Consider the following 24,859-nt stretch of genomic DNA (forward strand, 5'->3'; position numbering starts at 1 on the left):
TGTCTCCTGCAGAGAATATCTGGATGACGAAACTATAAAGATGGCTTTTACCGGGCGGAAGGCGCACCATTTACACTCTATAGTTGCATGAAACGCCTTATCTGAATGTTCCAGGAGTTGTGGTCATGTCAGACCCCGATTTTAATTTATTGATTGCACTCGATGTATTACTGAACGAAGCCAGCGTGGCGGGCGCGGCACGTCGTTTGAATCTCAGTACGTCAGCCATGAGCCGCACGCTAAGCCGGTTACGCGACGTCACCGGAGATCAGATATTGGTTCGCGCCGGGCGTAACATGGTGCTGACGCCGTGGGCGGAGGCGACCCGCGATCGCGCCCGTCGCGCGGTATTCGAGGCGAAGGCGGTGCTGCAGCCAGCGGCCGAAGCGCTCAACGTACAAAATCTGGAGCGTCTTTTCACCATCAGGGCAAACGATGGTTTTGTGGTGGCGTTTGGCCCTTCGCTCATTGCGGCAGTAGCCGAAGCCGCGCCCAATGTCTGTCTACGCTTTGCGCCTAAGCCCGAAAAAACGTCACGCTATCTACGGGAAGGGCTGGTCGATCTGGAGATTGGCGTCCAGAGCAATATGGGGCCTGAAATACGACTGCAACGGCTATTTGAAGATCGGTTTGTGGGGGTGGTGCGTAAGGGGCACCCGCTGGCCGCCCTGAGAGAGATAACCGTGGCGGATTATGTCGCCTGGGGTCATGTGGTGGCCTCACCAGAAGGTACGCTGCACGGGTCCGTCGATGATGTGCTGGCCGAGCTCGGCATGAAACGCAAAATCGCCAGCGTCGTCCCCGGATTTCCGACCGCCCTGTCCGTGGCGCTGCAATCGGATCTTATCGCCATGATCCCCGCTCTCTATTTAGTTAATCAGCAGGTCATGGAGCAGGTACATCTTTTTGAGCTGCCGTTTAAAAGCCGGCGGATTACCGTCTCGCAAATGTGGCATCCGAGAATGGAACGCGATCCCGCTCACCGCTGGCTCAGAGAGAAAATTGTGGCGATATGCCGCGTGGACAAGTCGTTACACCAGAAGCTGTAGAAGATTATTGGCATTGAGTTTCTTCAGGGCGTTACATTTATAGGTCGAGACCTGTTTTTCACTCATCTTCGTCATGTGCGCGACATATCTTACCGACTGCCCCTTAACCAGCCTGTCGAGGACGTTAAATTCCATCTCGGTCAGGCAGCAGCGCAGGGTGCGGATCCGCCTTGGCTCTTTAGATAACAGCCAGGCGGCATCCGCCACGGAAATCCGGTCATCGATGATGTGCAACGTTAAGGTTTCAAAACGCTTGCGTAGATAGGTGGCCAGCCCCCAGCTTTTTTCATTACACACCAGATAGCCCGTTCCCTGCCAGCAATGGGCCTCGAGGGTAAGCAAAATATCAACCAGCGACTGATGCGTGCCGCTGATGGAGAAACGGCAGCGAATAACCAGCGTCGTGCTCTCTAACAGTAAGGGCTGCCACTGCACCGTGCCGCTATGCACTTCCATCATAACGTTACGACGGAGAAGGGCGTAACGCAGCCCCTCCGCATAAAAGCGATTATTATCAAGAACAACGTAGCTCACAGTGGCCTCTTTATAACGTACTGGGGGTATAGATAACGCGTAACGTACCGGTATAGTCACCCGCGTTTTTGCTGCTGGCGGCAAAGGCGGGCGTTTTCAGGGTAATGGGGGCCGGGATGCATAACACGCTTTCGCGGCCGCCCGGCAGGACAACCTGGCGCAAATAGCGGCGATTGTTGGTACCCTCCCAGGTCAACGTTTTACCGTTAGCGGCAACTTCAGTTGCGCCGGTGGTCGGGTTGGTCACCAGCACCTGATAATCGAGACGATCTCTTGGGTCTGTCTGGCTGCCTCCCCGTCGCCGGATAGAAAACGCCCCTTCGGCACGCCCGGTCGCGTCAAGCCCATCGTCTTCGAAGCGTAGAAATGCCCGTGAGCTGGTGCTGTTATTGCCATCATAGAGGCACATATCCAGCGAGTTTTCGCCCTTAATCTCACTGCCGCCGGGTCTGCCCGGGAAATTGGTGAGGTTGAGGTTCACCACCGGCGTGGAGTGCGGAAATGCCGGTAAATAAATCTGCTGGTTGCCCGGGTCGACCACCTCAATACGCAGGTTTGCCTGCCAGTTAGCAAGAGTGAGGTAGCCTGGGCAGCCAACATTGACGTCATTAAAGTTGCCGTTGCAGTCGGCGGTGCCCCATTCGCGCAAATTCTGTTTCAGCGTTGCCGTCCAGATACCGGCCTGATCGAGTTTGATTAATTCGCTACGAACGATGTAAAAATCAAAATAGGGCGCACTGTTCCAGGCTGGCAAATCTACTGTACCGCCAGTTACGTAGCTGGCGAAAACAAAGGTTTTGTTATTGATAAACATACGGTGTTCGCCATAGACTTTTACGTCCACCGTTTTGTTGGTTATAGCGTGGGTAAAACGCAGGTTTATCGGATAGGGCGCGGCCGGGTTCGCCGAAAACCATACCGGCGCGGTCATGCAGGCGCCATAGGTTGTATCGGTACGCGACTGGCAGGTCAGGGTATTTCGTCCCCATTTTTGCGGATCGCTGGAATTATAACCGCCGGACTCGTGCAGCCAGATATCCAACCGGGCAGGAGGAGACTGGCGATCGAAGGCGAACGCCACGCTGGTATTTCTGCCAGCGGGACTACCGGCCTGAGCCTCGGCAAAACAGATGCAGGCAAGCAGTAAAATCAAAAGACGCGTTATCACATCATTTTCCTGTAGAGAGAGTAGAGTTATTCATCGCCGTTGGGCTGACCGCCGGCGTACGGCCAGCCAGCAGCAGTTGTGCCTGCTGCTGCACGGTTTCCGGTAACGCGGAATAAGTCAGTTCTTCGCAGGTCACCGTGCCGACATAGCGCACGACGTCTCGCATGGTCTTCACCTTCAGCGCGCACTGGTAAAACTGCTGTTGTTTCACCAGGTAGAGCGACTGGATCAGGCTGTCGCTTTCCGCGCTAAAGCCGCCATTACCTAAATCACTCCAACCGCTGACATTGAGCGGCATGCCGCCGATAAACGGCGTATGTTGTTCATCGGTCAACTGGCCAAGCCAGGTGTATCGCGTGGTGGTTTGCACCTCTCTGTGCAGCATTTTTCCAGGCACCATAAATACCGTTCTGCTTCCCGACCCCTGCGTAATTTCACTGTTGGCGCCGTGGGAAATGTCCGTCGACTCATTAATAGTCAGCGTGGTTTGCTGATAGCCGGGCAGGGCGAACAACGCGCGGGCGTTTGCCGGGATATCGGCGCTACCGCTGTTATCAAGCGAAACGGCAATGCGGGAATCAGGTGACGCTTCCGGCGTTGCGACGTTGACCGCAATGGCTGACGCCGGGCGTCCGTCACCCCAGCGGCCAAACCACAGGCCAGAACGAGATAACGCCAGCGTAGAACTGTAGTTTCCGCTGCTGCTGAACCGGTGGCGATGATCCTGGCGATCCCACGAATCGCTGACGGTCAAACTTCCATTACCAAATCGGCCGCCCTGACGGGTATAGGCCGAAGTATTTAGCGAGTCGCTATTAATCCCGGAAGCGTTGAGACCATATTCGTTTTCACCGCGCGCATCGGTGTACCAGTTATGCGCGACGTTATAGTTGAGCTGATTTTTTTCATGCTTCTGCTGTTGCCACGTGGCCCCCACGGAGGTGTAGCTGGAGGCATCGCCCTGACGATTATGTGCCAGCGACAGGCTTACGCTGAGGAATCCGCCTTTATCCTTGCCATCTCCAGAATGGTCGTTACGCATAAACAGGTTTATGCTGCTGTTGATATTCAACCCGCGGGTGCTGAACGCGTTGCTAAGTCCGGCCTGCCACGCCTGCGAACGGGAGCGGGTCATATACACCGATTCCCAGGGCAAACCATTGTCGTGCCGATCGTCACTATTCGGTAATTCACGCCGTGAGACATAACGGCCTTCATTGCGGTTATCGGAATAACCGAGGTTGGCATACCACGAGCCGACCGGAACGGAGAACATCACCGAGAGACTTCTGTAGCAACCATTCACCGCGTCAAAGCCTGTACTGCTGGAATCACAGTTATCAGCCGATAAGGCGTTACGATAGAAGCTCAGTGAAAAGCCATCGTTATAGCTTATTTGCTGGATATTGCCGCGTTGGCCCTGGCTGCCATAAAGGTAGCTAAAGCGAGTGCTGAGCACGCCATCAATGGGGCCGGTATTGAAACCGCGACTCCAGTCAACCGCGCTCTCCAGAAAACGCTGGTTCTTTTTCACCGTTGCGCCGCTGGTGACCGCCAGCGTAGAAGTTACAGGCAGGCGAATGCCCGCTTGCGCCACGGCGCTGCGTTCGTCGCTCATATCGTCGTTATCGGTTTCACCGGCCTGCATAAACCACTCGACGCGGTCGAATGGCGTGATGCCGGTGCGGGTAAACGGAACCTGCTCGGTGCGGGTCAGGCGGTTGTTTTCATAAATCGCCAGCGTCACGGTATAGCTCCCATCCGGAAACGAACGGGTATCCAGGGTTTGCGCCCCGGCATTAAGATAAAAACTGGCCAGCAGCTGATTGCCTCGGCGCGCATCGATACGCGCGTCATGGGAAAGCAGCACGGTAATGGGCGTTCCACTGGACTGCTGAACGGGGTTGATCCACGCTCGCGTCGAGCCGGTACGCAGACCGCGAATTTTTCCAATCGGTAGCTGGCTGAGGTTGATATTGCCGCCAGCCGCGCTGAACAGATCGCGCGTATCCATTTCACCTAACTGAAAGTAATATTCATGCCACAGATCCTGACGGAACCAGGCATTATTGACCGTGATCTCCTGCTGCTGTTGATGGCGAGAGCGCTGCCCAAGCCAGGTCCAGTCGAGGTTAAAATACCCATTCTCAGTCATGGCCAGCGCGCCGTTTCCCTGCACGGTCATCGACTGATAGTCTTCATCGGCCACGAAGTTGATATTTTGCTGGTGGATCAGCGCGTTCTCAGTATTGCGCGTAGGCTGATACCACTGATTTTCCGCCGTTTGTTTCGGTAGATACCGCCTGTCGAAAAACAGGTTAATACGGGCGTTATTCTCGTCATAAATCAGGGCCACGCTTTTGGTGTCGATAAAATCGCAACCCGCCGCGGAACCATTGCTGCTGCAGGCGAGATTGCCGTTACGCGCAAGCGGAGAGGAAAGGGCGCCGCTCACAGAGGCGATCAAGGCAGGATCATCGTTGAACTGACGCTTAATTGCCGCGATGAGCGTTTCCGGCGCCACAAAGGTTACCGTTTCAAGCGTGATATCGGCTTCAAACAGCCCAAGCGACGCGCCATACAGACTGACTTCTGTCCACAGGCGCTGCGTTTTCGCCAGATCTTCAAAACCTGCAGGTACGACGATACTGGCGCTGGCTAATTGAACGGAAGCAGGTAACAAAACGACAAAAAGAAGAGCATTTCTGTGAAAAGCCATGAACGAGCCTCGACGTCATCCTGACATCAGAGGGCAGGCGCCCTCTGATGTACTTCCTTATACGTATTGTGGGGTTACGCGCCGCCTTCCGCGGTGGTCGCCTGAGTCAGCATCAGACTCACCACGCCGCTGTACTGACCGGTTTTCAGAATGCCTTTTGTGGTCTGAGAGATGGTCAGCGGCAGGACCGCAGAACCGTTTTCAACGCTGCCCGGGAACAGCTCGCTGCCGGTAAATTCTGCATCGGTAGTGTTCAGGGTTTTATCACCCAGTTTTACGGTCATCGGTACCGTCTCGGCGCCATCTTCATTGGTCAGATTCGCTGCGCTAACCAGACGGACTTTGACGTTGCTGGTGGCTGAGTTCGACCAGATTTTGGTATTGAGACGGTAGCTTTCCAGCCCACGGCCCGGCAGATATTGCATATCGATGCTGGCAGGTAACGGCGTATTATCGGCCTGGGTCATATCCAACTGGGAATCGACGTTGGCATTAACCGTAATATCCTTCTGAATAGCCATTGCGCTGAACGCAGTAGACATCGCAGCAACGATCATCAGAGGTTTAATATACTTCTTCATTGATATCTCCATATTTATAAACGAGCTCCATTAGCTCTTTAAACAAACCACATGTGGTTTTGACAGTGATGTCGTGTTATTGCACGACGGGCAAGTCTGCTTCTTCAGCTGTTTTATTAATCCAGTTGAAATAGCGGAATTTATATTTCTGGCCGTGATTCTGAGTGAGTGACTTTAATTTTCGCTCAGTATCCGGATAAATAGTTGCATCTTCTCTAATCCATCGGCATTTATCGCTTGTATCGCATACGCCAATTTCTTTCAGCGGTACTCGCAACGTGCCATCATTTTTTAAAGTTCCTGCTGCGGGATTTATTCGCAGAGAAACCACCGGCTTTTCCGGCGCCAAATGAACCAATGCTCCCCAGATAACGTTAACGCCGAGTTTGGCCGAAGCCGGCGTTCCCGCGGATGCTGCAGGCAGAATACTATCCGGCTGTTTTACCCCTTCAAAATAAACGCGCCAGGTACTCTCTTTTTCTGGCGGCGTCAGAGAAACCAGCCTTACGATACGTAAAGCGCCTGCCGCTAAAGCGAATTTTTCAGGGGTAACGACCACGCCTCCGTCTTTCCACGCTGCCATCTCAACTTCTTTTTCCTGTGGCGTACCCGGATTAAGAATTTTCTTTTGCCTCACCCGAATGAACTGAATATCATCGCTTTTAGAGGCCACTCTGATTTGGGCCGTCCCGGAACTGTCGACGTTAAGTTCCATCGGGTAAACGCTCATATTGGCCTGTGTCATTTCTGCGAAAAATGACATCGACAGGGCAGCGAGATAAAGCGCAGTGGACTTGTTTGCTCTGTTTTTTACTTTCACATTCATTCTGCCTGCTCTGAGTTCATATACGACTTTAACACCACGACACCGTCTGCTTTCGTATCGCTTCAGGACAGGGAAACTTTAACCGGAACAGCAGGTTGTGAAAATTTGTATTAGTTAACTCAAAAAATACAGTTCTTTATCCTGCATTCCAGGCTTTAAAGTTGTATAGTTAAAAGAAAATGCCAAATCCTAAGAGGCTTAAGAAAATTCCCACTGATGAAAAAACAAGCTAATTCAGAAGGGCTTTCTTGCCTGCTGTTACAAGGATTAAAAGCAAGCGGCAACAGATGAGAGTGAAATATGTTTTTTATATGCAACAATTCGTTGTTATTTGATCCTGAAGCTCACACAGTTAGTGTTGTTGGACAACCTGAATCCGTATTAACGCTTTCGGCACCGGCCGTGCGTCTGTTACAGGAATTTATTCGTCATAAAGGAAGCGAACTTAGCCGTGAGGAGTTGATTACCCGCGTATGGCAGGAATTTGGTTTTACGCCTTCGGGAAATAATCTCAACAAAGCGATAAGTGAGTTACGCAAAAGTTTCCAGGCGTTGGGAGAACATCATGAATTGATTGTAACCATACCGCGATATGGTTTTCGGTTTGATGCGGATGTTATTTTTCAACCAGCGCAAAACATTGACACCAGCGCACCCCAACCCCAGCTTCAAAAAGCTGAAAAGAGGAAGCAACCACCACGTCTGAAATGGTGGCTGATATTCACGGCATTATTAGCGTCAGTATTCGGTATTGGCATAATTATTCGCCAACAGCAGAATATAACAACGCCGATAAGGCTAAAGGCTGTTGAGCAAAAAATTGCAAAATGTAGCGTCTGGCTTATTAACGATCATGGGCGACCGCTAGTGTTATCGAAATTAGCCGCACTGCTGGATAAAAACAATGTGGCGTGCCAGCGAGAAGAGTACAGTGTCTATTATTTCAGCGCTCGTTTTTCCCTCGTCGCGGCGGATGAAGTGTTTATCGGTGCATGCCCGGTCAATAAAGACAGCTTGTGTAAAACCATTCGTTATAAAAGTGGGGCTGAGAAATGAAAATTAAACTCATCGGCGGCCTCAGCATTTTTCTGTTAGGTGGTGCACTGGCGCTTTATTATTGTTCCACCGGTGTTGGTAAGCGGGATGTACTGGCCTGCAGTACAGTGTTTAATTTTACGCGCAACGAAGGTAAGGCCAGTGAAGTGCGGGTTAATACCGTTGCTCAGTTCTATTTTCACCGCGACGGCACTGGTCTGACAGCCTATAAAGGGGCCGCCTGGGCAAATGGCCAGAGCATGATCGTCGACAGAGACGTCGATTTTATCTGGTCGCGGCGGGAGGATGATAAAGTGGTGGTATTGAGCTACACCAAAACCTGGCGCAGGCACAATGACAACACGCCGGATGCGCAATGGGGAAGCTTCGCTAATCCGACCGCGCGTTACTATCTGACCATCTCCGAGGTTTCGCCATCGGTGTGGCTGATCCAGGACCGACATTATCCCACCTATATATGTCGGGGTGATTAACCACCTATAAAACAAGGAGAGTACCTCAGGTATTCTCCTTGTTTTTTCAGATAGTTGTGGCAAAGCATTACGGCTTGTACCCCCATGCTTTGAGAAACCCCTCAATTGCGCAGTCGGCAAGTTGCTCCAGCCTTTTTGGATCTATTGCTTTTTGTGCAATGAGCGCCCCAGGCAGCGGGTAACCCATAATTGCGCCGAGAAACGCTGTTGCCTGCAGTTCCGGGTCGTTGATGGTCAACAGTCCCTCGTCTCGTTTTTGCGCAAGGATCTCGCTGAGTGCCTGCAGTACGCGACCGGAGGGCCGTTGCTCAAGCGTGACATATAGCTCGGGTTTCTGCACGAGAACCTGGATCAGTAAGCGCTGAAAATGGATGTTCTCAGGGGCATAGAAGTGCTGCTGCACAACGTTTGCAAATCCGTGCAGCAGCGCGGGAAAATCCTGCTGACGTTCCTGTAAAAGCTGGCGTAGGGGGGGCTGCATTGTGTCATTCAGAAACGCAAAAGTCTCCAGTAGCAGCGCATCTTTACCACCGGGAAAATGGCTGTACAGCGTCGGACGCGTGGTGCCCGCTTCGGCGGCGATGGTATCCAAAGACACGTCCAGTCCGTGCTGGAGAAACAGCTCACGCGCGGTTTGCAAAATGCGAGGGCGAGCTTTCATCGGCCGCCCGCGTTGATTGACCATCAATTGAGTCCTTACTGTTTGCGACTTTTCAGTCGCATAATTCCTTGCTGCACTAGCAGGAAAAATAGTGGAACGAAAAGCAACGTCAGTAGCGTCCCTGAAAGCATGCCGCCAATCACCGCCGTCCCAATTTCTTGTTGGCTGGCAGCGCCGGCACCTGCAGAGAGTACCAGAGGGATCACGCCGACAACAAATGCGAGTGAGGTCATAATAATCGGACGCAAGCGCAGCCGTGCGCCTTCCAGTGCGGCTTCCGTCAGGCTTTTTCCTTGCTGAAACTGCGATAGCCCGAATTCGACGATCAGGATCGCATTTTTGGCCGAAAGGCCCATTGTTGTTAACATCCCCACTTGGAAATAAATATCATTTTCATAACCGGCGAGCAACGAAGCGCTGATCGCGCCAATGATGCCCAACGGGATAATCAACATCACGGCAATGGGGATCGACCAGCTTTCATATAAGGCAGCGAGGCACAGAAACATAAAGGCTAGCGATGCCAGATAGACCCACAGCGTTTGCACCGAAGATGAGCGCTCCTGCCAGGACAAACCGCTCCATTGCAGGTCAAATCCGTTCAGCGAGCTGACCATTTCGGACATTTCAGCCATTGCCATGCCGGAGCTGACGCCAGACACAGCACCTCCTTGAAACTGCACGGCCGACAGCCCATTGAAACGCTGAAGCATCTGCGGTCCGCTGGTCCAGCGAAGCGTCGAGAAGCTGTCGAAGGACGCCATGTTGTCGCTGTTGCCACGGACAAACCAAGCGGATAAATTTTCCGGTGTTGAACGCCAGGGCGCGTCTCCCTGGATATACACGCGTTTAACCCGCCCTCGATCGACAAAGTCGTTAACATATATGCCCCCCCAGGCCGCTGAAAGCGTATTGTTGATATCGGCCTGATCCAGCCCCTGAACCTGCGCTTTTTGTCGGTCGACATCGACTTGCAGCTGCGCCTTTTCCTCCAGACTATTAATCCTTACCGCGTTAAGAGCAGGATTTTCTCTGGCGGCATTGAGCAGGGTGGTTTGTGCCTGCATAAGTGCCGCACTGCCATTTTCGGCGCTGTCCTGCAGCCATAATTCAAAACCGCTGGATTGTCCGAGACCGCGAATGGTCGGGGGTGACATCACGCTTATGTTGGCCTGCCTAGCATTGTTATTAAAATACTGGTTTGCGCGTAGAATAATGGCCTGAGCGCTGTTTTCTTTCCCGGGACGCTGGTCCCAGTGTTTTAACTCAGCGAATGCCATACCGACGTTCTGCCCGCTACCGGAATTATTTCTTCCTGTGACCATAAAAATAACGTCGAGGTTATCTTTCTCCTCAGTCATAAAATAGTGGGTAATATCCGCGCCAACGGCCTCGGTCATCGACATCGGCGAACCAGACGGCAGCGAGTACTGAACCATAACCGCGCCCTGATCCTCCTCGGGCAAAAATCCGCTTGCGAGCTTTTGATATTGCCAGAGCATCAAAAAAGTTAGTATCAGGGCCAGGCAAACAAAACGGAGTGGATGGGCGGTCATTCGACGAAGTGTGGCCAGGTAGCTGTTCTGACTTATCGCGACTCCGCGATTGAAGAGGGTAAAAAAACGACCTTTATTTATGTGTCCAGGCTTGAGCAGGTGGGCGCACAGCGTTGGCGTCAGCGTCAGAGCGACCAATGCAGACAGCGCCATTGCTGAAACAATGGTCACGGTGAACTGACGATAGATAATCCCCACAGAGCCACCAAAGAACGCCATCGGGATAAAAACGGTGGAGAGAACCAGAGCAATACCTATCAGCGCCCCGGTTATCTCATTCATCGAGCGCAGCGTGGCCTCCTGTGGAGTGAGGTTTTCCTCTGCCATCAAACGTTCAACATTTTCCACCACCACGATAGCGTCATCTACCAGCAGCCCGATTGCCAGCACCATGGCAAAAAGGGTCAGTGTATTGATGCTGTAGCCAAGCAGGCTGAGAATGCCGAAAGTGCCCAACAGAACCACCGGTACCGTCAGGGTCGGGATAAGCGTTGCACGCCAGCTTTGAAGAAAAAGATACATAACGGCCACGACAAAGAGTATCGCTTCAATCAGCGTATGCACCACGCTTTCGATCGATACCGTCACAAACGGAGTGCTGTCGCGTGGATAGGCGGCGATTACGCCTTGTGGAAAGCGGGGAGAAAGGCGTTCGACTTCAGTCCTAACTTTCTCCGCCGTTTCCAGCGCGTTGGCTCCCGAGGCCAACTGAATTGAGATCCCAGCGGAAGGGTAACCATTGAGCGTCGTTTGGTTTTGATAGTTTTCGGCGCCGATTTCCACGCGGGCCACGTCGCGCAAGTACACTACTGAGCCATCGCGATGAGTGCGTAGAATAATATTCTCAAACTGCTCCGGATGACCAAGGCGGGACTGCGTCGTCACCGTGGCGTTCAAATATTGTCCCTCAATCGTCGGCAGAGAACCAATTTCACCGCTGGTCACTTGCGAATTCTGCGCCTCGATCGCGGCCTGTATGTCCGAGGGCATCAATCCATAGCTGGTCAGTTTGAGCGGATTGAGCCAGATGCGCATGGCATACTGTGCGCCAAAAACAGTGGTTTCACCCACGCCTTCGACGCGGCTCAACGGTTCTTGTAAAGAGCTGATGAGGAAATCGCTAATATCAAGGCTGGTTAATTGCCTGCTTGGGTCATACAGGGCTACCACCATCAAGCTGTCCCCCTGAGATTTGGTAACGGTAATTCCTTGCTGCTGCACCTCTTGTGGTAATCGTGTAATTGCTTGATTTACCGCGTTTTGTACCTGTACCTGCGCCATATCAGGGTTAACGTCCTGATCGAAACTAAGGCTAATGCGGGCCTGGCCAGCTGAACTGCTACTTGAGGAAAAGTAGATCAACCCATCGATACCTTTGATCTGCTGCTCCAGCACCTGAGTAACGCTATCCTCGACGGTTTCTGCTGAAGCGCCAGTATAGTTAGCCGTGACATTAACAGCAGGCGGGGCGATATCCGGATACTGTTCCACCGGCAATGTCATCATGGCGAGAGCGCCGGTTGCCATGATGCAGATGGCGATGACCGCGGCAAAAACCGGGCGAAAGACAAAAAAACGGGCCAGCATTGTTATTCACCTTTGGTCAGTTAAGGGATTTTTGCATAGCAAACGCGTCAGTTGGTTCGTTTAGCTCGTCGTCAGCCGGAAGAGGAGAAAAAGGCAAGGGCGGTATCTGTTTTGCCACGCCGTAGGAGTTGATTGTGAACAATTTGCGGGTTGCAACACATGATGATGCGCGCAAGTATTCACTGCTGAAGTTTGGCAAACCAGCATCAGCACTGGACCTCAAAAGCCATAAGCCAATGAAGTAAAGAAGCTTTCCCCAATTTCTTTCGTTGAGCATCAGCGTGATCCCATTAATTTATTTACTTTACAGTAAAGTAAATAAATTATTTAAACAAGCGATCTTCTGTACGAATGATAAAAGGGAAAGCAAGAGCGTGAGTCAAAGGTCTTAGAACATGCCGTTGCCGCTGGCGGTTTTTTGCGGAACGTTTTGGGTAACATCCCAATGTTCAATGATTTTGTGCTGTTCGTTGAGGCGGAAGATATCCACGATAGCCCGCGTAACGCCTGGCTCACGACCGGTCACTTCAACATGCAAGATCACGTTATCTCCGTCGACGAATGCCTGCTTAATTTCGCTGTGCGAGTCGGGATATTTACTCTTCAGAAAAGCGATAAACTGCTCGAAGCCTTCCACGCCATCTTTTGCCATCGGATTGTGCTGTACATAGCGATCCCCGAGATAGGGCCTGGCGGCAGAGAAGTCTTTGTCATTCAAGGCCTTATTATAAAAATCAATGACATTCTTTTTATTCAACAGCTCGCTTTCGCTAATGCCCGCAAAAACGGCGGGCGTCAGAGCGAAAAACAATGAAAGGGCGACTATCGATTTTTTAAGCATGCTTCCTCCAGCGATGGTTTGATGTCAGGCTTCAGGCCTGTCAGGTGAATGAACCGTCCACTCAGCGACTTTTCAGACTGTTGAGTTTGCGGCTGATTGAGATGACTCCATGATCAAATGGAGTCTTGAATCTGCGGCATCGACTCGTTTAGATCAAGCTGCTTTTACTTAAGAAGAAAAAAGGGCAGTTTGGTCTGCTTTGCGGGAGGTGTAGCTAATCACCACAAATAGCATGGTTAATTCAATTTAACTATTCTGGGTTTGAGGAATATACATAATTTACGACAGCACCAGAAACAGTATAACAAACTGTTTTAAATGGATATTAATCAAATGGCGATTCAAACTCACAGTTATGAACTCAGTTTTGGTTCATAACTGTGTTAAACGCTGTCCATAAATCACTCGATGTCACGCCTGTTGGTTCATGAACTGTTCGTTCTAATTTTGTGATGTGCGTCAGGTTTTAGTGTTCAGTAATATTACCTTTTACTCGATGATCGATTGTTTAGCACCTCTCCGACAACCGGAGCAGCGGTAAATGCGTTTGGCCAGCCAGCATAGAAGGCGGCCTGGGTAACGATCTCACCAGCCTCCTCAGCTGAAAGTCCATTATCCATCGCCCTGTTAAGGTGATAGCCAATCTGCGCACTCTGTCCGGATGCGATTAACGCGCTGACCGTAATCAGGCTTCTGTCGCGGGGTTTCAGCGCGGGTCTTTGCCAGAGATCCAGGAACAGGGGGCCAGCAGTAAATTTAACCAGGCCTGGAGATATTGGGCCAACATTTTTTTCCACTGTCTCTGAACGTTGCTTTTCTGCTTCCTGATTGAGAGGAAGCAGGTCCGGAGAAGCGTCAGGAAGTGCATCTGCCGTGACGCCACGAGTTTCAAATACTGCTTTGGTAACGCTGACGGCTGACATGGCATTTGACCAACCTGAGTAGAACGCCAGATGGGTAATGATTTCTGACAATTCCGCTGGCGTAACGCCATTATCAAGGGCAATGCCTATATAGTGCTTAAGGTCGCCAGGCTGGTTTCTGGCAATTAGCATGCCGACGGTCACCATACTACGATCCCTGGGCGAGAGGGCATCGCGTGTCCACAGATCTTCAGTAATCACTTCTCGACCAAAGCGCGCAAGAGCCGGTGAGACAGACCGAATATCAGCTTCCGAAATCGCTGAAGGTTCAATTTTCATCATCGCTTTACCTCTTGTTTCCTCAGCGGTAGCAAAATCAGAAATAACAAGCGACATGGCCGCCGCTGCAATATTCGGTATGATGTGTTTGTCCCCCAGAAATTGGGGCTCCAGAGTGATTTTATTTTTCCAATCGATAATGTCAGGTGCCCAGGCAGCGAATGCCTTGTATGGTTCAGCATTTAGATGTTTGCGGTAAGCACTCTCGTTTTCATAGAGTTCGACCATGAATGCCTTATGTGGATTGTCGCTGCGGTGCAGGGCGTACATCGCCAGCGTACCTACTTCATGATCAACCGAAGCGGAAATCGTCTGTCTGGCTACGTCTGCAAAATCTTTGTCCCGATCGGGCCTGACGCCGAGCTCAAAGAGATTCATCACTCGCTTATCCGGCGCGTCCAGTTTTGTTGCAAAGACAGGGCTGCTTATCAGCATGCAAATTAAAAGCATAAGAGTCTTTTTCACGATGATCCTTTTACTGAAATGGCCGTTTAAGACGTTCTATAAGTTGGTGTTGGTAAGAAGGTAACCGATCGCTGCTGGCGCTCTCAAAGACCAGGGGAGGAAGCCACGTCATACCTGCGTGCAGGGCGCTTGCCTTCATCGGTAAAAACACATCCGCAAGCGATACCCCGATCCTGCCGTCCGTCCCGTAAGTGGAGCTTCCCCCCGCAGCCGTACTGACAACAAACATCTCCTTTCCCTGCCAAAGACCGGGTCCGACACTTCCCCAGGTTTCATTCAGCCAGGCCTTCATCATTGGTGTAATGTTGAACCAGTGTGTCGGGAAGATAAAAACAACACGCCTGTGCTCACGCATCATTTTTCGCTCCGCGTCGCCATTAATCCGACGTGTGTCATAGCCATACAGCGTCTCAAGGTTGCGAACCGTCACGCCTTCCAGACTCTCAGCGGCTTCCTGCAGCCCTTTTGTCAGAACTGAGCGTTCCGGATAAGGGTGAGAGACGATAACGAGCGTTTTAATGTCGGTCTTTTCACGGCTATAAGCATGACTAACGGGCATGAGGAAGATAAAGGCAAACAAAAACAATGCTGCTGCTCTGCGCTGAAGTAACACCATCATAAACCTCCTTTGTCTTAACAGGACTGTAAAACGCTATGGTGTAACAGGAGCCAGTTCTGGCAATCCTTCTACGATATAGGTTCGCGAATTGCCAGCACGGTGTCGGATAGGAATGATCTTCTGGTACGCGACCGAGCTATACCAGTCCTGGGCATTTTTGAGACTCTCAAACTTGATTACAACCAGTCTGCCCTGTGCTCCAAACCCTTCTTTAACAACGGGTTCACCTCCTCTGACGATGAAGCGTCCACCAAAAGGTCTGAAGGTGGATTCAACCTGAGCGCTGTACGGTTTGATAGCGTCAAGATCGGTCGCCTGAAACTCTGCGATGTAATAAGCAGGGGTTGCTGCCAGGGCTGGCGCGAGCCCGGAGAGTGTGAAAAGAGTGGCTACCACTGTTTTAAAAATCATCCTTCCTCCTCATAACCTTTCATGAAAGAGAATAAGGGCTACCGCGTCCAGACCTGCCTGGCGTCTTTAGTTTGCGGCGTGTTTTGCGCCATGATCCCCGTCAGAACGTGCGGCTGGTAGGTTTCTTCCAGAAGCCGGATTTCCTCCGGATTCAGTTGAAGGTTTACGGCGTTTACCGCGTCATCGACGTGATCTTTTTTTGTGGCCCCGACGACAGGTGACGTGACTTTTGTCAGCAACCAGGCGAGAGATATTTCCGTCATAGACACCTGATGCCGTTCGGCAAGTTCGGCGACATGCTCAATAATGAGCCGATCCTGTTCAGCCGTGCTGTCATATTTTCCGCGCGCATAATCATCCTCCGTGGCTCGCCGCGTGTGGCCTTCTTTCCGGGAGAGACGACCGCTGGCCAGCGCGCTATAGGGGGTCATGGCGATATCATCTTCAGCGCACAGACCGAAGAGCTCTCGTTCATCTTCACGCATAATCAGGTTGTAGTGGCTTTGCACGGAGACAAAGGGCGTCAGCCCTTCGCGTTCGGCAAGGGCGTTCGCCTTCGCCAGCTGCCAGGCATAGCAATTGGAAATACCAATAGCGCGCACTTTCCCCGCAGTAACGGCGGCATGAAGCGCTTCAAGCACCTCAATAACTGGCGTGTTGTAATCCCAGATGTGGTAGATGTAGAGGTCGATGTAGTCCATCCCCAGATTCTGTAGGCTCTGGTCGAGCGATCGGGCTATTGCCTCTTTTCCGCCGATCCCCGCGGCAATTTGCTCGGCGGTTCGCGGCAGAAACTTGGTGGCCAGCACCACGTCCTCGCGTTTTGCCATCTCCCGCAGCGCCCGGCCAACGTATCGCTCGCTGGAGCCGTACTGATAGGCGATGGCGGTATCGTAAAAATTGATACCCTTTTCGAGACCGTAGCGGATGATGTCCCGGCTTGCTGTTTCGTCCAGCGTCCAGCGATGCTGGCCCGTTAACGGGTCGCCAAACCCCATACATCCCATACAGATGCGGGAGACCAGTAAGTCACTTTTACCGAGCCGGGTATACTGCATCGTTATTCTCCCTCTGGATTATTCACGACGGAATTGAGCAGATCGACAAGCCTTGAAGCGTGTTCCCGGGCAAGCGTTTTTTGCTGCGCGATTTTGTCGGCATCCCGGTCGGCATAGCTGATACCGCAGGTATAAACCGGCGCCAGCAGCTCAAGATTGCACAGTTTTGCCGTGGTCTCGAACGGAATAAGATATTCTTCAATGGCATGGCCAAAGAAACCGTCAGCGGTATAGAGCGCCTGTGGCGCCCCTGTAGTGAAGGAGAGGATCAGCTTTTTACCGCCCAGTTTCGCCGTTGAGCCATGCGCGAAGCCGTGGACAAAGACCTCGTCCAGCCATTGTTTCATTAACCCGGGCAGCCCATACCAGGAAAAAGGAAACTGCCAGACAATCACATCGGCCCTGAGCAGGCTTTCCTGCTCCGCAGCGATATTGAATTTGCCGTTCGGATAGAGCCAGTCCAGACGACGAATTTCAGCATCGGGAAGGGCGGTCGCCACTTCATCAAGGATAGTGGCGTTGGCGACGGAATGGTTCAGCTCAGGGTGACCTGAAATAACAAGGATATTTTTCATTTCAATACGTTAAAGAGGTTGGTGAATTTTTAACCCAGTATAGAGTGACACCATTATTTTTTTAGAGCAGTAAAGGCTCATTCACTTTTAGACAAAAACTAATAATGGACGACTGTTTGCCTTTCACCAGGTATTCGCCGCTACTGAGCTTTGCGTCTACCAGTGCCGCAGGCCCGTGGCAGACGGCTGAGACAATCCCATCACTTCACAGCACGGGTTTATCTGCAGGGTTCATATCGGGCCTCACTCTTTATTTTTAAATTCAGCGGCGAAGAGATTTTCCCAGTTAATAAAGGAGCCAAGCGGAATGCACTCGAAGCTTAATAAGCCTGCTTTAGCCAGCGGGAACTCGGCCATTACGTTCATTGCTTCATCGACAGAGTCACATTCAAGAAATATAGCGACGCCAGGTCTGTCCTGACGGAAGTAGATGTCGCGGATGAACCCGGATTTATACAATCCCCAGGCGTGCAGCGCTTCAGCGTTAAGGTGTGGAGCATATTTATCCAGCGATGCTCCAGGTGCGGGGATATCCAGACATAAAATTCGCATCATAGTCTCCTGAACTCAGGTCGTTGTAGAAAAGAGATAAAAGTATAAGAGGCGAATTTCACGAAGATTAGAGGGGCATTGACTTAAGCATCTTTAGGCTGTACTTAATAATTAAGCAGTGATTGCTTAAGGAACACATTATGAATAACGCCCTGTATAACCAGATACGCATCTTTCAGAGCATTGCACGTGAGGGCAATATTTCGGCAGCCGCAAGAAAACTGGAAATTACGCCTCCCTCCGTCAGCAATGCGCTTAAGCTGCTGGAAGATCATATTGGCCATCCGCTTTTTGTGCGTACGACCCGCCGTATTGAGCTGACGGAAACCGGGCAGCTGTTGCTGGAACAGACCGCTGCGGCGGTGGAGTCGCTGGAACATTCGCTTGAAAGCATTCGCGACCAGAATCAGGAGCCCTCTGGTGTGGTGCGAATTACGCTCTCGCGTTTTGCCTATCTGTTAATTCTTAAGCCTGCAATGGCGAAATTCTGTCAGCAATATCCGGGTATACAGCTGGAAATATCGGTTTACGACGGTACCGTGAATGTTATCGAAGAGCGTTTTGATCTTGGGATCCGTTTTGGCGATATTCTCGAAGGTGGGGTGGTGGCGCGGCCGTTAATGAAACCCTTTCGTGAAGGGTTATATGCATCATCAGCTTATATTAGCGAGCATGGAATGCCCGAGGTGCCAGCTGACCTCAGTCAACACAAGCTGATTGGCTATCGTTTTATCACTAACAACCGCATCCTTCCGTTGATTCTGAACGATCGCGGAGAGCAGTTGACGGTTGAGATGCCCGGGCAGTTAATCAGCAACGATATTGACGTTATGGCAGACGGGATCCGTAACGGGCTGGGAATTGGACGCCTGTTTGAACCCATCTGGCAGTTACAGCCCGACAGGGAGCACTTTATCCCCGTGATGGAGAGTTACTGGAAAACCTACCCGCCAGTCTATCTCTATTACCCCAAAAACGCGGGTAAAACGAAAAGAGTGAAGGCCCTGATTGATTTTCTGATATCCGCTACGGGGCGATAAAGACGATAACGCATCGTCCCGTTTGGAAGCGCTATTTCACAACCCCAGCGGCCTGGCCTCCTGTATGAACTCAATCAGAAGGCGAAGCCCGGTCGGCAGTTGCCGGCGGCTTGAATAATAGATATAAAAACCTTCCTCCAGCGGGGACCATTCCGTAAGCACCAGGCGGAGCAGTCCATCCTTCACATAGGGTGCAACAAGAGGCTCCGGAAAATACATCAGGCCAGCCCCGCCTAATACGGCCACAAGACCCGTTTCAGCCTGATTGACCGTCACAGAGCCAGGCACACTGATTTGGTACGTTTCGCCGTCTCGCTCAAGTTCCCAGCGATAAATCCGATCGTCGCCGAGACGATTGCTTATACAGCGATGGTGTAATAAATCATCAGGATGTTCAGGCGTTCCGTAGCGTTCAAGATAGTCGGGGGATGCTGCGATAACCCAGCGAATATCGGCAGATAAACGCCGGGCAACCATGTCTTCCGGGACGGTGCCACCATAGCGGATACCGGCATCGAAGCCCGCATCAGTAACGTCAACCATACGGTTGCTGGCCACAATATCGATTTCAATATCGGGATAGCGATCCATAAACGCGGGCATAACTGGCGCAAGCAAAAGATTGGCCGCTTCAACGGCAGCATTGATGCGGATACGTCCGGTAGGGGTATTACGATACCGGTTAAGCGATTCAAGCGCGCCTTCTATCTTGTCGAAAGGCTGAAGGACAGACTGAACCAGTTCTTCACCTGCAGCCGTAGGGGTAACGCTCTTGGTCGTACGATTAAGCAGGCGAACCCCGAGCCGGGTTTCCAGTCCCTTCAGAGCATGACTAAGCGCTGATGCACTGACACCTAATTCAATCGCCGCACGGCTGAAACTGCGATGACGTGCAATAGCCATGAAATAAATGAGATCGGCGACATCAGCTCTGCTTATTTGCATACAGAATAGTTTTCCTTGTGCGTTAAGGCCCGAATGCGTTGATACGGAAATGATATACACCTTAGACCGACCAGGACTAATCCGTTGCTGAATTTTTTTCACAAGTCCATCCACTCATCGCCTCTCACTGAACACGCTGTGCTTCGTTATTCTTGAAAATTATGCGCTCTGGCCGTCGGTCAGGGCGGAACATTCACTTAACGGAGCCGTGTATGAACTATACGCATCTTGGCCGCACCGGCCTGAGAGTCAGCCGCCTTTGTCTCGGAACCATGAATTTTGGTGACGTCACCGACGAGAAAACCAGTGCCCGCATTCTGGATGAAGCGCTTGAGGCAGGTATAAATTTCATTGATACAGCAGATGTGTATGGCACTGAACAATCACCCGATATCCAGCAAGGTTCGGGGCTGTCTGAAGAAATTATTGGTCGCTGGCTCCAGCAGGGTGGCCGCCGTGACCGTATCGTTCTGGCGACGAAAGCCTATCAGCCAATGGGGCCAGGTCCGAACGATCGGCGTCTTTCTGCTTACCATATTCGCAAAGCCTGTGAGGACAGTTTGCGACGGCTTAAGACCGACCATATTGACGTCTATCAGATGCATCACATCGATCGCTGTACGCCATGGGAGGAGATCTGGCAGGCCATGGAACTCCTTGTTCAGCAGGGAAAAGTCCTTTATATCGGTAGCAGCAATTTCGCGGGCTGGGACATTGCGACTGCACAGTCAGTTGCCACGGCCCGTCATTCCCTGGGCCTGGTTGCTGAGCAAAGTCTCTACAATCTGACTGCCCGAACTATTGAGCTGGAGGTCATTCCCGCATGCCGTCATTTTGGGCTGGGACTGATTCCCTGGAGCCCACTTGCCGGAGGGTTGCTTGGCGGTGTACTGAAAAAGATGGCAAGCGGGCGCCGTGCCAGGCCCGAGTTTTCCCGTCTTATCGAACAGTATCGTCCGCAGCTGGAAGCCTACGAAGGATTATGTGAGGACCTCGGTGAAACACCTTCCGATGTGGCGCTTGCGTGGCTCCTGCAGAATCCTGTCGTTACTGCTCCACTTATCGGGCCACGTACGGTCGAACAACTCCGGGAGGCGCTTCACGCCACGACAATCACGCTATCAGACGAAACCATGAGCTGCCTCGACGAAATCTGGCCCGGACCCGGGGGAGAAGCGCCCCAGGCTTATGCCTGGTAATGATCAAATTAATGAATCCTTTCTTCGCTTTAGGGAGTTCCAGTTTATGAGCAAGATGATGCATGACCAGCATTCTGCTTCTGTACCCGCTTCCCGGGAACGTCGCAATTTTCTGATCGCCGGCGCCGGTCTGGCGTTGGCCGCTACCACCCTTGGCAGGAGCGGAGCAGTGATGGCTAAACCGGCTGGTCAGGACACGTCGAACGACCCTTCGGATGCTGTTCCCGTCCAGAAGGAGACCTTAACCACGCGTAAACTCGGCTCGCTGGAGGTTTCAAGCATGGGGCTGGGGTGTCTGCCCATGGTGGGGTATTACGGCGGTGGTCCGCGCGATCGTAAAGCCATGGTTTCGCTCATCCGGGCAGCCTTCGAACAAGGCATCACGTTCTTTGATACTGCCGAGGTGTATGGCCCCCATCTCAGTGAAGAATTTGTCGGGGAAGCACTGGCCCCCGTTCGCGATCGTGTGGTGATTGCCACTAAGTTCGGTTTCGGCGTGGAAGAGGGGAAGCCTACCTCCCTAAACAGCCATCCTGACCATGTTCGCCGCGCCGTAGAGGGCTCGCTAAAGCGTCTGAAAACGGACCACATCGATCTTCTTTATCAGCATCGCCCCGATCCGAATGTGCCGATTGAGGATGTGGCAGAAACCGTGAAGGCGTTGATCCAGGAGGGTAAAGTGAAACACTGGGGATTGTCGGAAGCGAGTGCCAGGACAATCCGCCGCGCACATGCGGTACTCCCTGTGGCTGCAGTGCAGAGTGAGTATGCCATGTGGTGGCGTGAACCGGAGACACGGATATTTCCAACGCTCGAAGAGCTGGGTATCGGTTTCGTACCTTACTGCCCGACCGCCCGCAGCTTCCTTGCCGGAGCAGTCAATCCAAGCCAGCGGTTCGACAGCACCGATCGGCGGCATAACCTGCCACGCTTCCAGCCCGATGCACTGGCCAAAAACATGGTACTGCTTGAATTCGCGCAATCGTGGGCCCGCCGCAAAAACACCACTCCGGTTCAGTTCGCACTGGCCTGGGTGATGGCACAGCGGCCATGGATAGTCCCCATACCGGGTACGACGCAATATCCGCACCTAATAGAAAACAGTGGTGCACCGCAAGTCCGGTTGACGGACAGCGAGCTACGCGAAATCGATGCAGCGCTTGCCAGGATCCCATTGCAGGGCGGTCGCGCAGATCCGTTTACCGAAAGTCAGTTTGATAAAAGTTAAACGGTGATGGCCACCTTTATACTTACTGTCACAGGGAGACTGTAGATAATGTCTCCCTCTGTGTTATTGTCAGGGATAAACCACATGAATGGACTAAATCATAACGCGCTTAGGGCATTAACAGTCCTGTATTGCTGAAGGCGGCGTGAGTGAAGGTGGCGTATCCGGAAGTGGGGGGATGATCCCGTCGACGGGGTGCGGCAGATAGTGTGCCTCGAGTTCCATGATTTCGGCATCGCTAAGTGAAAAGTCCAGCGCGCTGATAGCCGTGGAAAGATGTTCTGGTTTCGTCGCGCCGATGATCGGTGCTGTGATGACCGTTTTTGATAGCAACCAGGCAATTGCAACATGGGCTCTTGGCACATCGTGCTTTTCAGCAATGCTGGCAACAACATCAATAACGGGCTTATCCAGCAGGGCTGCGTTCTCATACATTTTTAACGCAAAGGCATCGTTTTGCGTTCGTCGGGACGTGACACTCCAGTCTCGCGTGAGCCTGCCCCTCGCCATCGGACTCCAGGGGATCACACCAACGCCCTGGTCTTCACACAGGGGCAACATCTCGCGCTCTTCTTCCCGGTAAAGCAGGTTGTATTGCGGTTGCATCGTAATAAATCGGGTCCAGCCGTTACGCTCTGCAGTATGCTGCATTTTTGCAAAGCGCCAGGCTTCCATAGATGATGCGCCGATGTAACGTACTTTTCCTGATTTAACGAGGTCATGCAGAGCCTCCATGGTCTCTTCAACAGGCGTTGAGTGGTCAAAGCGGTGAATCTGAAAGAGATCCACATAATCCATACCTAAGCGCATCAGGCTGTCGTCAATAGACTGAAAAATGGCCTTGCGGGAAAGAAACCCGGTATTGGGTGAGTTGCGCCACGGAAAGAAGGTCTTTGTCGCCACAACGATCTCATCGCGTCTGGCCATTTCTCTCAGCGCTTTTCCAGTGATCTCTTCAGAACTTCCGCCCGAGTAAATATTCGCGGTATCAAAAAAATTAATGCCCGCTTCAAGCGCCTGGCGAATGAGCGGACGTGACGCCTTCTCATCCAGGGACCAGGGTTGAGGCAAGCGTTCAGGTTCACCATAACTCATACAACCGAGACAAAGACGGGAGACTTGCAAACCGCTACGACCCAGATTCACATACTTCATTCTGTGTTCCTTCTTTTATTGCCAGCAATTCTGTATGTGACAGGGTATTGCACTGACATGAAGGGAACCAGCATGCGCCATCGAATGGTGTTGTGAGCTATTTTCACAAATGGGCGTAATCGTCAGTGGATTTTACATACAAGGACAGCGCCCACACGCTGACATCATTCATTATTGTTAGCTGAGGTTTTCGGGCACGCCTGACCAACAGGAATAACGATTTTTTCACGGTGTTCCCCGCGTTCATAAACGCAGATTGTACCTTCATCTGTATTGACCTGTTCCTTCAGCGGGAGCCCTGGTTCCTGCGCAAAAATGCGAAAGGATGCGACCAAAATCAATGCCAGAGAACACAAAAGCTGGACTGCATTCATATCTTCACTCCTGAAAAATATTTAACTCATTTCCAGCACCGACTGGCGAGGCGTAAGCTTACCAATTATCGGTGGCAGTTCCGTTTCGCGAAGCGGACGACCCTCAACGATGCTTTTAATGCGCTGTACGCACTGGTGCAGGAGGGGTTCCATTGGCCATGAAATACAGGTCAGTTGCGGATATAACTGCGTGGCCAACGGTGAATCCTCAAGACTGAGGAGGGATACCTCCTGAGGCACGGCAATATTAAATTCGCGGAACAGGCGCATGGCCTCTGCAGCGTAAGCATCACGCTTAACTACGATGGAAGAGAACTTGCTCAGACTATTAATAAGCGTCAACAGCGCGCGTTCGACACTCTCATTGGCTGTTAATACCAACTGGCGATTAAACGGAAATGAGTAGTTCTGCAACACATTGCGATAACCTTCAACCATTCGCTTGCTTGCGTCATCCGTCTCGTTATCAATAACCAGCGCGATGTTGCGATGGCCTTTACCTATCATGTAGCGGCAGGCGCTCTCCGTAGCAAAGGCGAAATCGTAGCCCTGACTTTTCGCGTCCACCACGGGTCGGTCGAAAGAAATCACGTTATCGCCACTGCCCGGTACAACTGGTCCGAACACTACAACGGCGGCGCATTGTCGTTGTAAATCATCTACCGAAGCTGCATGTTCGACGTCATTATCCACATACTGGACTATCAGCGTTTTGTTCAGCACTTTCATTGCGCGCGCAAGCGCGGGAAGAATACGTGCGCCACTGCTTTCCTCACGTGAGGAAAGCACCACACCGATATGGCTTGATGACTGACTCGCCAGGTTTTGCGCGGCGAAGCTTGGGCGGTAGTTGAGTTCTTCTACAGCCCGTAATACCGCCTCACGGCTCTCTTCGCGAACACCCCTGGTCCCCGTCAGCACGCGGGAAACCGTTGCTCTGGAAACATTGGCTAATCGAGATACATCATCAATCGTTGGCATAGCG

General features: G+C 51.9%; 25 protein-coding genes and 2 pseudogenes. 6 read left to right on the forward strand and 21 right to left on the reverse strand.

What is annotated here, in order from left to right; genetic code table 11:
* Positions 1-125 precede the first annotated feature (125 nt).
* The gene (locus ABLU86_RS06800; RefSeq protein WP_032708043.1) at positions 126-1,049 is read left to right on the forward strand and encodes a LysR family transcriptional regulator; all 924 of its coding nucleotides are present in this window, start codon (positions 126-128) and stop codon (positions 1,047-1,049) included.
* Here the strand turns inward: ABLU86_RS06800 and ABLU86_RS06805 are convergent.
* From ABLU86_RS06805 to ABLU86_RS06825, 5 genes are all read right to left on the reverse strand, one after another.
* Positions 1,032-1,583, reverse strand: coding sequence for a LuxR C-terminal-related transcriptional regulator (locus ABLU86_RS06805; protein ID WP_042897460.1), 552 nt, complete (start codon positions 1,581-1,583; stop codon positions 1,032-1,034). The two genes, ABLU86_RS06800 and ABLU86_RS06805, sit on opposite strands and share 18 nt — an antisense overlap.
* A 10-nt stretch (positions 1,584-1,593) precedes the next feature.
* The gene (locus ABLU86_RS06810; RefSeq protein WP_103825801.1) at positions 1,594-2,751 is read right to left on the reverse strand and encodes a CfaE/CblD family pilus tip adhesin; all 1,158 of its coding nucleotides are present in this window, start codon (positions 2,749-2,751) and stop codon (positions 1,594-1,596) included.
* A 1-nt stretch (position 2,752) separates the two neighbouring features.
* On the reverse strand, positions 2,753-5,470 hold the full coding sequence (locus ABLU86_RS06815) for a TcfC E-set like domain-containing protein (protein WP_151084973.1): 2,718 nt from the start codon (positions 5,468-5,470) through the stop codon (positions 2,753-2,755).
* A gap of 74 nt (positions 5,471-5,544) precedes the next feature.
* Positions 5,545-6,051, reverse strand: a complete 507-nt coding sequence (locus tag ABLU86_RS06820) for a CS1 type fimbrial major subunit (protein ID WP_015366620.1) — start codon at positions 6,049-6,051, stop codon at positions 5,545-5,547.
* Between the two features lie 76 nt (positions 6,052-6,127).
* On the reverse strand, positions 6,128-6,877 hold the full coding sequence (locus tag ABLU86_RS06825) for a fimbrial protein (RefSeq protein WP_015705402.1): 750 nt from the start codon (positions 6,875-6,877) through the stop codon (positions 6,128-6,130).
* Between the two features lie 300 nt (positions 6,878-7,177).
* Between ABLU86_RS06825 and ABLU86_RS06830 the strand changes: the two genes are divergently transcribed.
* Positions 7,178-7,933, forward strand: coding sequence for a winged helix-turn-helix domain-containing protein (locus tag ABLU86_RS06830; RefSeq protein WP_015705401.1), 756 nt, complete (start codon positions 7,178-7,180; stop codon positions 7,931-7,933).
* Entirely contained in the window at positions 7,930-8,406 is a 477-nt protein-coding gene (locus ABLU86_RS06835) for a hypothetical protein (RefSeq protein WP_015705400.1), read from the forward strand. Before ABLU86_RS06830 ends, ABLU86_RS06835 begins: the two co-directional genes overlap by 4 nt.
* A gap of 67 nt (positions 8,407-8,473) precedes the next feature.
* On the opposite strand, the gene ABLU86_RS06840 is transcribed toward ABLU86_RS06835, so the two are convergent.
* The 12 genes and pseudogenes from ABLU86_RS06840 to ABLU86_RS06895 all read right to left on the reverse strand — a co-directional run bounded on the left by ABLU86_RS06840 (position 8,474) and on the right by ABLU86_RS06895 (position 17,933).
* Positions 8,474-9,091, reverse strand: a complete 618-nt coding sequence (locus ABLU86_RS06840; protein WP_020078793.1) for a TetR/AcrR family transcriptional regulator — start codon at positions 9,089-9,091, stop codon at positions 8,474-8,476.
* 11 nt (positions 9,092-9,102) lie between these two features.
* The gene (locus ABLU86_RS06845) at positions 9,103-12,210 is read right to left on the reverse strand and encodes a multidrug efflux RND transporter permease subunit (RefSeq protein WP_047739759.1); all 3,108 of its coding nucleotides are present in this window, start codon (positions 12,208-12,210) and stop codon (positions 9,103-9,105) included.
* Between the two features lie 16 nt (positions 12,211-12,226).
* A complete protein-coding gene (locus tag ABLU86_RS06850; RefSeq protein WP_348796018.1) occupies positions 12,227-12,487 on the reverse strand; it encodes a hypothetical protein in 261 nt (86 codons plus the stop codon).
* A 111-nt stretch (positions 12,488-12,598) separates the two neighbouring features.
* Positions 12,599-13,051, reverse strand: a complete 453-nt coding sequence (locus tag ABLU86_RS06855; protein WP_348796019.1) for a nuclear transport factor 2 family protein — start codon at positions 13,049-13,051, stop codon at positions 12,599-12,601.
* Positions 13,052-13,533: 482 nt separating this feature from the next.
* Entirely contained in the window at positions 13,534-14,334 is an 801-nt protein-coding gene (locus tag ABLU86_RS06860) for a carboxymuconolactone decarboxylase family protein (protein WP_348796027.1), read from the reverse strand.
* Positions 14,326-14,688, reverse strand: a pseudogene (locus ABLU86_RS06865) (antibiotic biosynthesis monooxygenase family protein); the annotation flags it as partial. The pseudogene ABLU86_RS06865 and the gene ABLU86_RS06860, both read right to left, overlap by 9 nt.
* 40 nt (positions 14,689-14,728) lie before the next feature.
* Positions 14,729-15,277: an NAD(P)H-dependent oxidoreductase gene (locus ABLU86_RS06870; RefSeq protein WP_047053664.1), complete on the reverse strand. Its 549-nt coding sequence runs from the start codon at positions 15,275-15,277 to the stop codon at positions 14,729-14,731.
* Between the two features lie 93 nt (positions 15,278-15,370).
* On the reverse strand, positions 15,371-15,748 hold the full coding sequence (locus tag ABLU86_RS06875; RefSeq protein WP_032714478.1) for a DUF1330 domain-containing protein: 378 nt from the start codon (positions 15,746-15,748) through the stop codon (positions 15,371-15,373).
* Positions 15,749-15,786: 38 nt separating this feature from the next.
* Positions 15,787-16,806 carry an aldo/keto reductase gene (locus tag ABLU86_RS06880; RefSeq protein WP_348796020.1) on the reverse strand — a complete coding sequence of 340 codons (1,020 nt, stop codon included), beginning with the start codon at positions 16,804-16,806 and terminating at the stop codon, positions 15,787-15,789.
* 2 nt (positions 16,807-16,808) lie between these two features.
* Positions 16,809-17,381, reverse strand: a complete 573-nt coding sequence (locus ABLU86_RS06885) for an NAD(P)H-dependent oxidoreductase (RefSeq protein ID WP_032714476.1) — start codon at positions 17,379-17,381, stop codon at positions 16,809-16,811.
* 115 nt (positions 17,382-17,496) lie between these two features.
* Positions 17,497-17,586: pseudogene (locus tag ABLU86_RS06890) on the reverse strand (type 1 glutamine amidotransferase domain-containing protein); the annotation flags it as partial.
* A 38-nt stretch (positions 17,587-17,624) separates the two neighbouring features.
* Positions 17,625-17,933, reverse strand: coding sequence for a hypothetical protein (locus ABLU86_RS06895; RefSeq protein WP_032714475.1), 309 nt, complete (start codon positions 17,931-17,933; stop codon positions 17,625-17,627).
* Positions 17,934-18,073: 140 nt separating this feature from the next.
* Here ABLU86_RS06895 and ABLU86_RS06900 point away from each other — a divergent pair, with 140 nt between their 5' ends.
* Positions 18,074-18,973, forward strand: a complete 900-nt coding sequence (locus ABLU86_RS06900; RefSeq protein ID WP_020078803.1) for a LysR family transcriptional regulator — start codon at positions 18,074-18,076, stop codon at positions 18,971-18,973.
* A gap of 36 nt (positions 18,974-19,009) precedes the next feature.
* Here ABLU86_RS06900 and ABLU86_RS06905 read toward each other — a convergent pair whose 3' ends face one another.
* Positions 19,010-19,918, reverse strand: a complete 909-nt coding sequence (locus ABLU86_RS06905) for a LysR family transcriptional regulator (protein WP_020078804.1) — start codon at positions 19,916-19,918, stop codon at positions 19,010-19,012.
* Positions 19,919-20,130: 212 nt separating this feature from the next.
* Between ABLU86_RS06905 and ABLU86_RS06910 the strand changes: the two genes are divergently transcribed.
* The gene (locus ABLU86_RS06910) at positions 20,131-21,117 is read left to right on the forward strand and encodes an aldo/keto reductase (protein ID WP_348796021.1); all 987 of its coding nucleotides are present in this window, start codon (positions 20,131-20,133) and stop codon (positions 21,115-21,117) included.
* 46 nt (positions 21,118-21,163) lie between these two features.
* Complete coding sequence (locus ABLU86_RS06915) at positions 21,164-22,345, forward strand: aldo/keto reductase (protein ID WP_032709952.1); 1,182 nt, start codon at positions 21,164-21,166, stop codon at positions 22,343-22,345.
* Between the two features lie 117 nt (positions 22,346-22,462).
* On the opposite strand, the gene ABLU86_RS06920 is transcribed toward ABLU86_RS06915, so the two are convergent.
* The 3 genes from ABLU86_RS06920 to ABLU86_RS06930 all read right to left on the reverse strand — a co-directional run bounded on the left by ABLU86_RS06920 (position 22,463) and on the right by ABLU86_RS06930 (position 24,855).
* Entirely contained in the window at positions 22,463-23,500 is a 1,038-nt protein-coding gene (locus tag ABLU86_RS06920; RefSeq protein WP_015366641.1) for an aldo/keto reductase, read from the reverse strand.
* A gap of 164 nt (positions 23,501-23,664) precedes the next feature.
* Positions 23,665-23,874 (reverse strand): hypothetical protein, encoded by a 210-nt coding sequence (locus ABLU86_RS06925; protein ID WP_020078806.1) that lies wholly within the window; start codon positions 23,872-23,874, stop codon positions 23,665-23,667.
* A 21-nt stretch (positions 23,875-23,895) separates the two neighbouring features.
* Positions 23,896-24,855 carry a LacI family DNA-binding transcriptional regulator gene (locus ABLU86_RS06930; RefSeq protein WP_015705382.1) on the reverse strand — a complete coding sequence of 320 codons (960 nt, stop codon included), beginning with the start codon at positions 24,853-24,855 and terminating at the stop codon, positions 23,896-23,898.
* Positions 24,856-24,859 lie beyond the last annotated feature (4 nt).

It is taken from the genome of Klebsiella sp. JN_Kp121, assembly GCF_040062145.1.
In the GTDB taxonomy this organism is placed as follows: domain Bacteria; phylum Pseudomonadota; class Gammaproteobacteria; order Enterobacterales; family Enterobacteriaceae; genus Klebsiella; species Klebsiella aerogenes.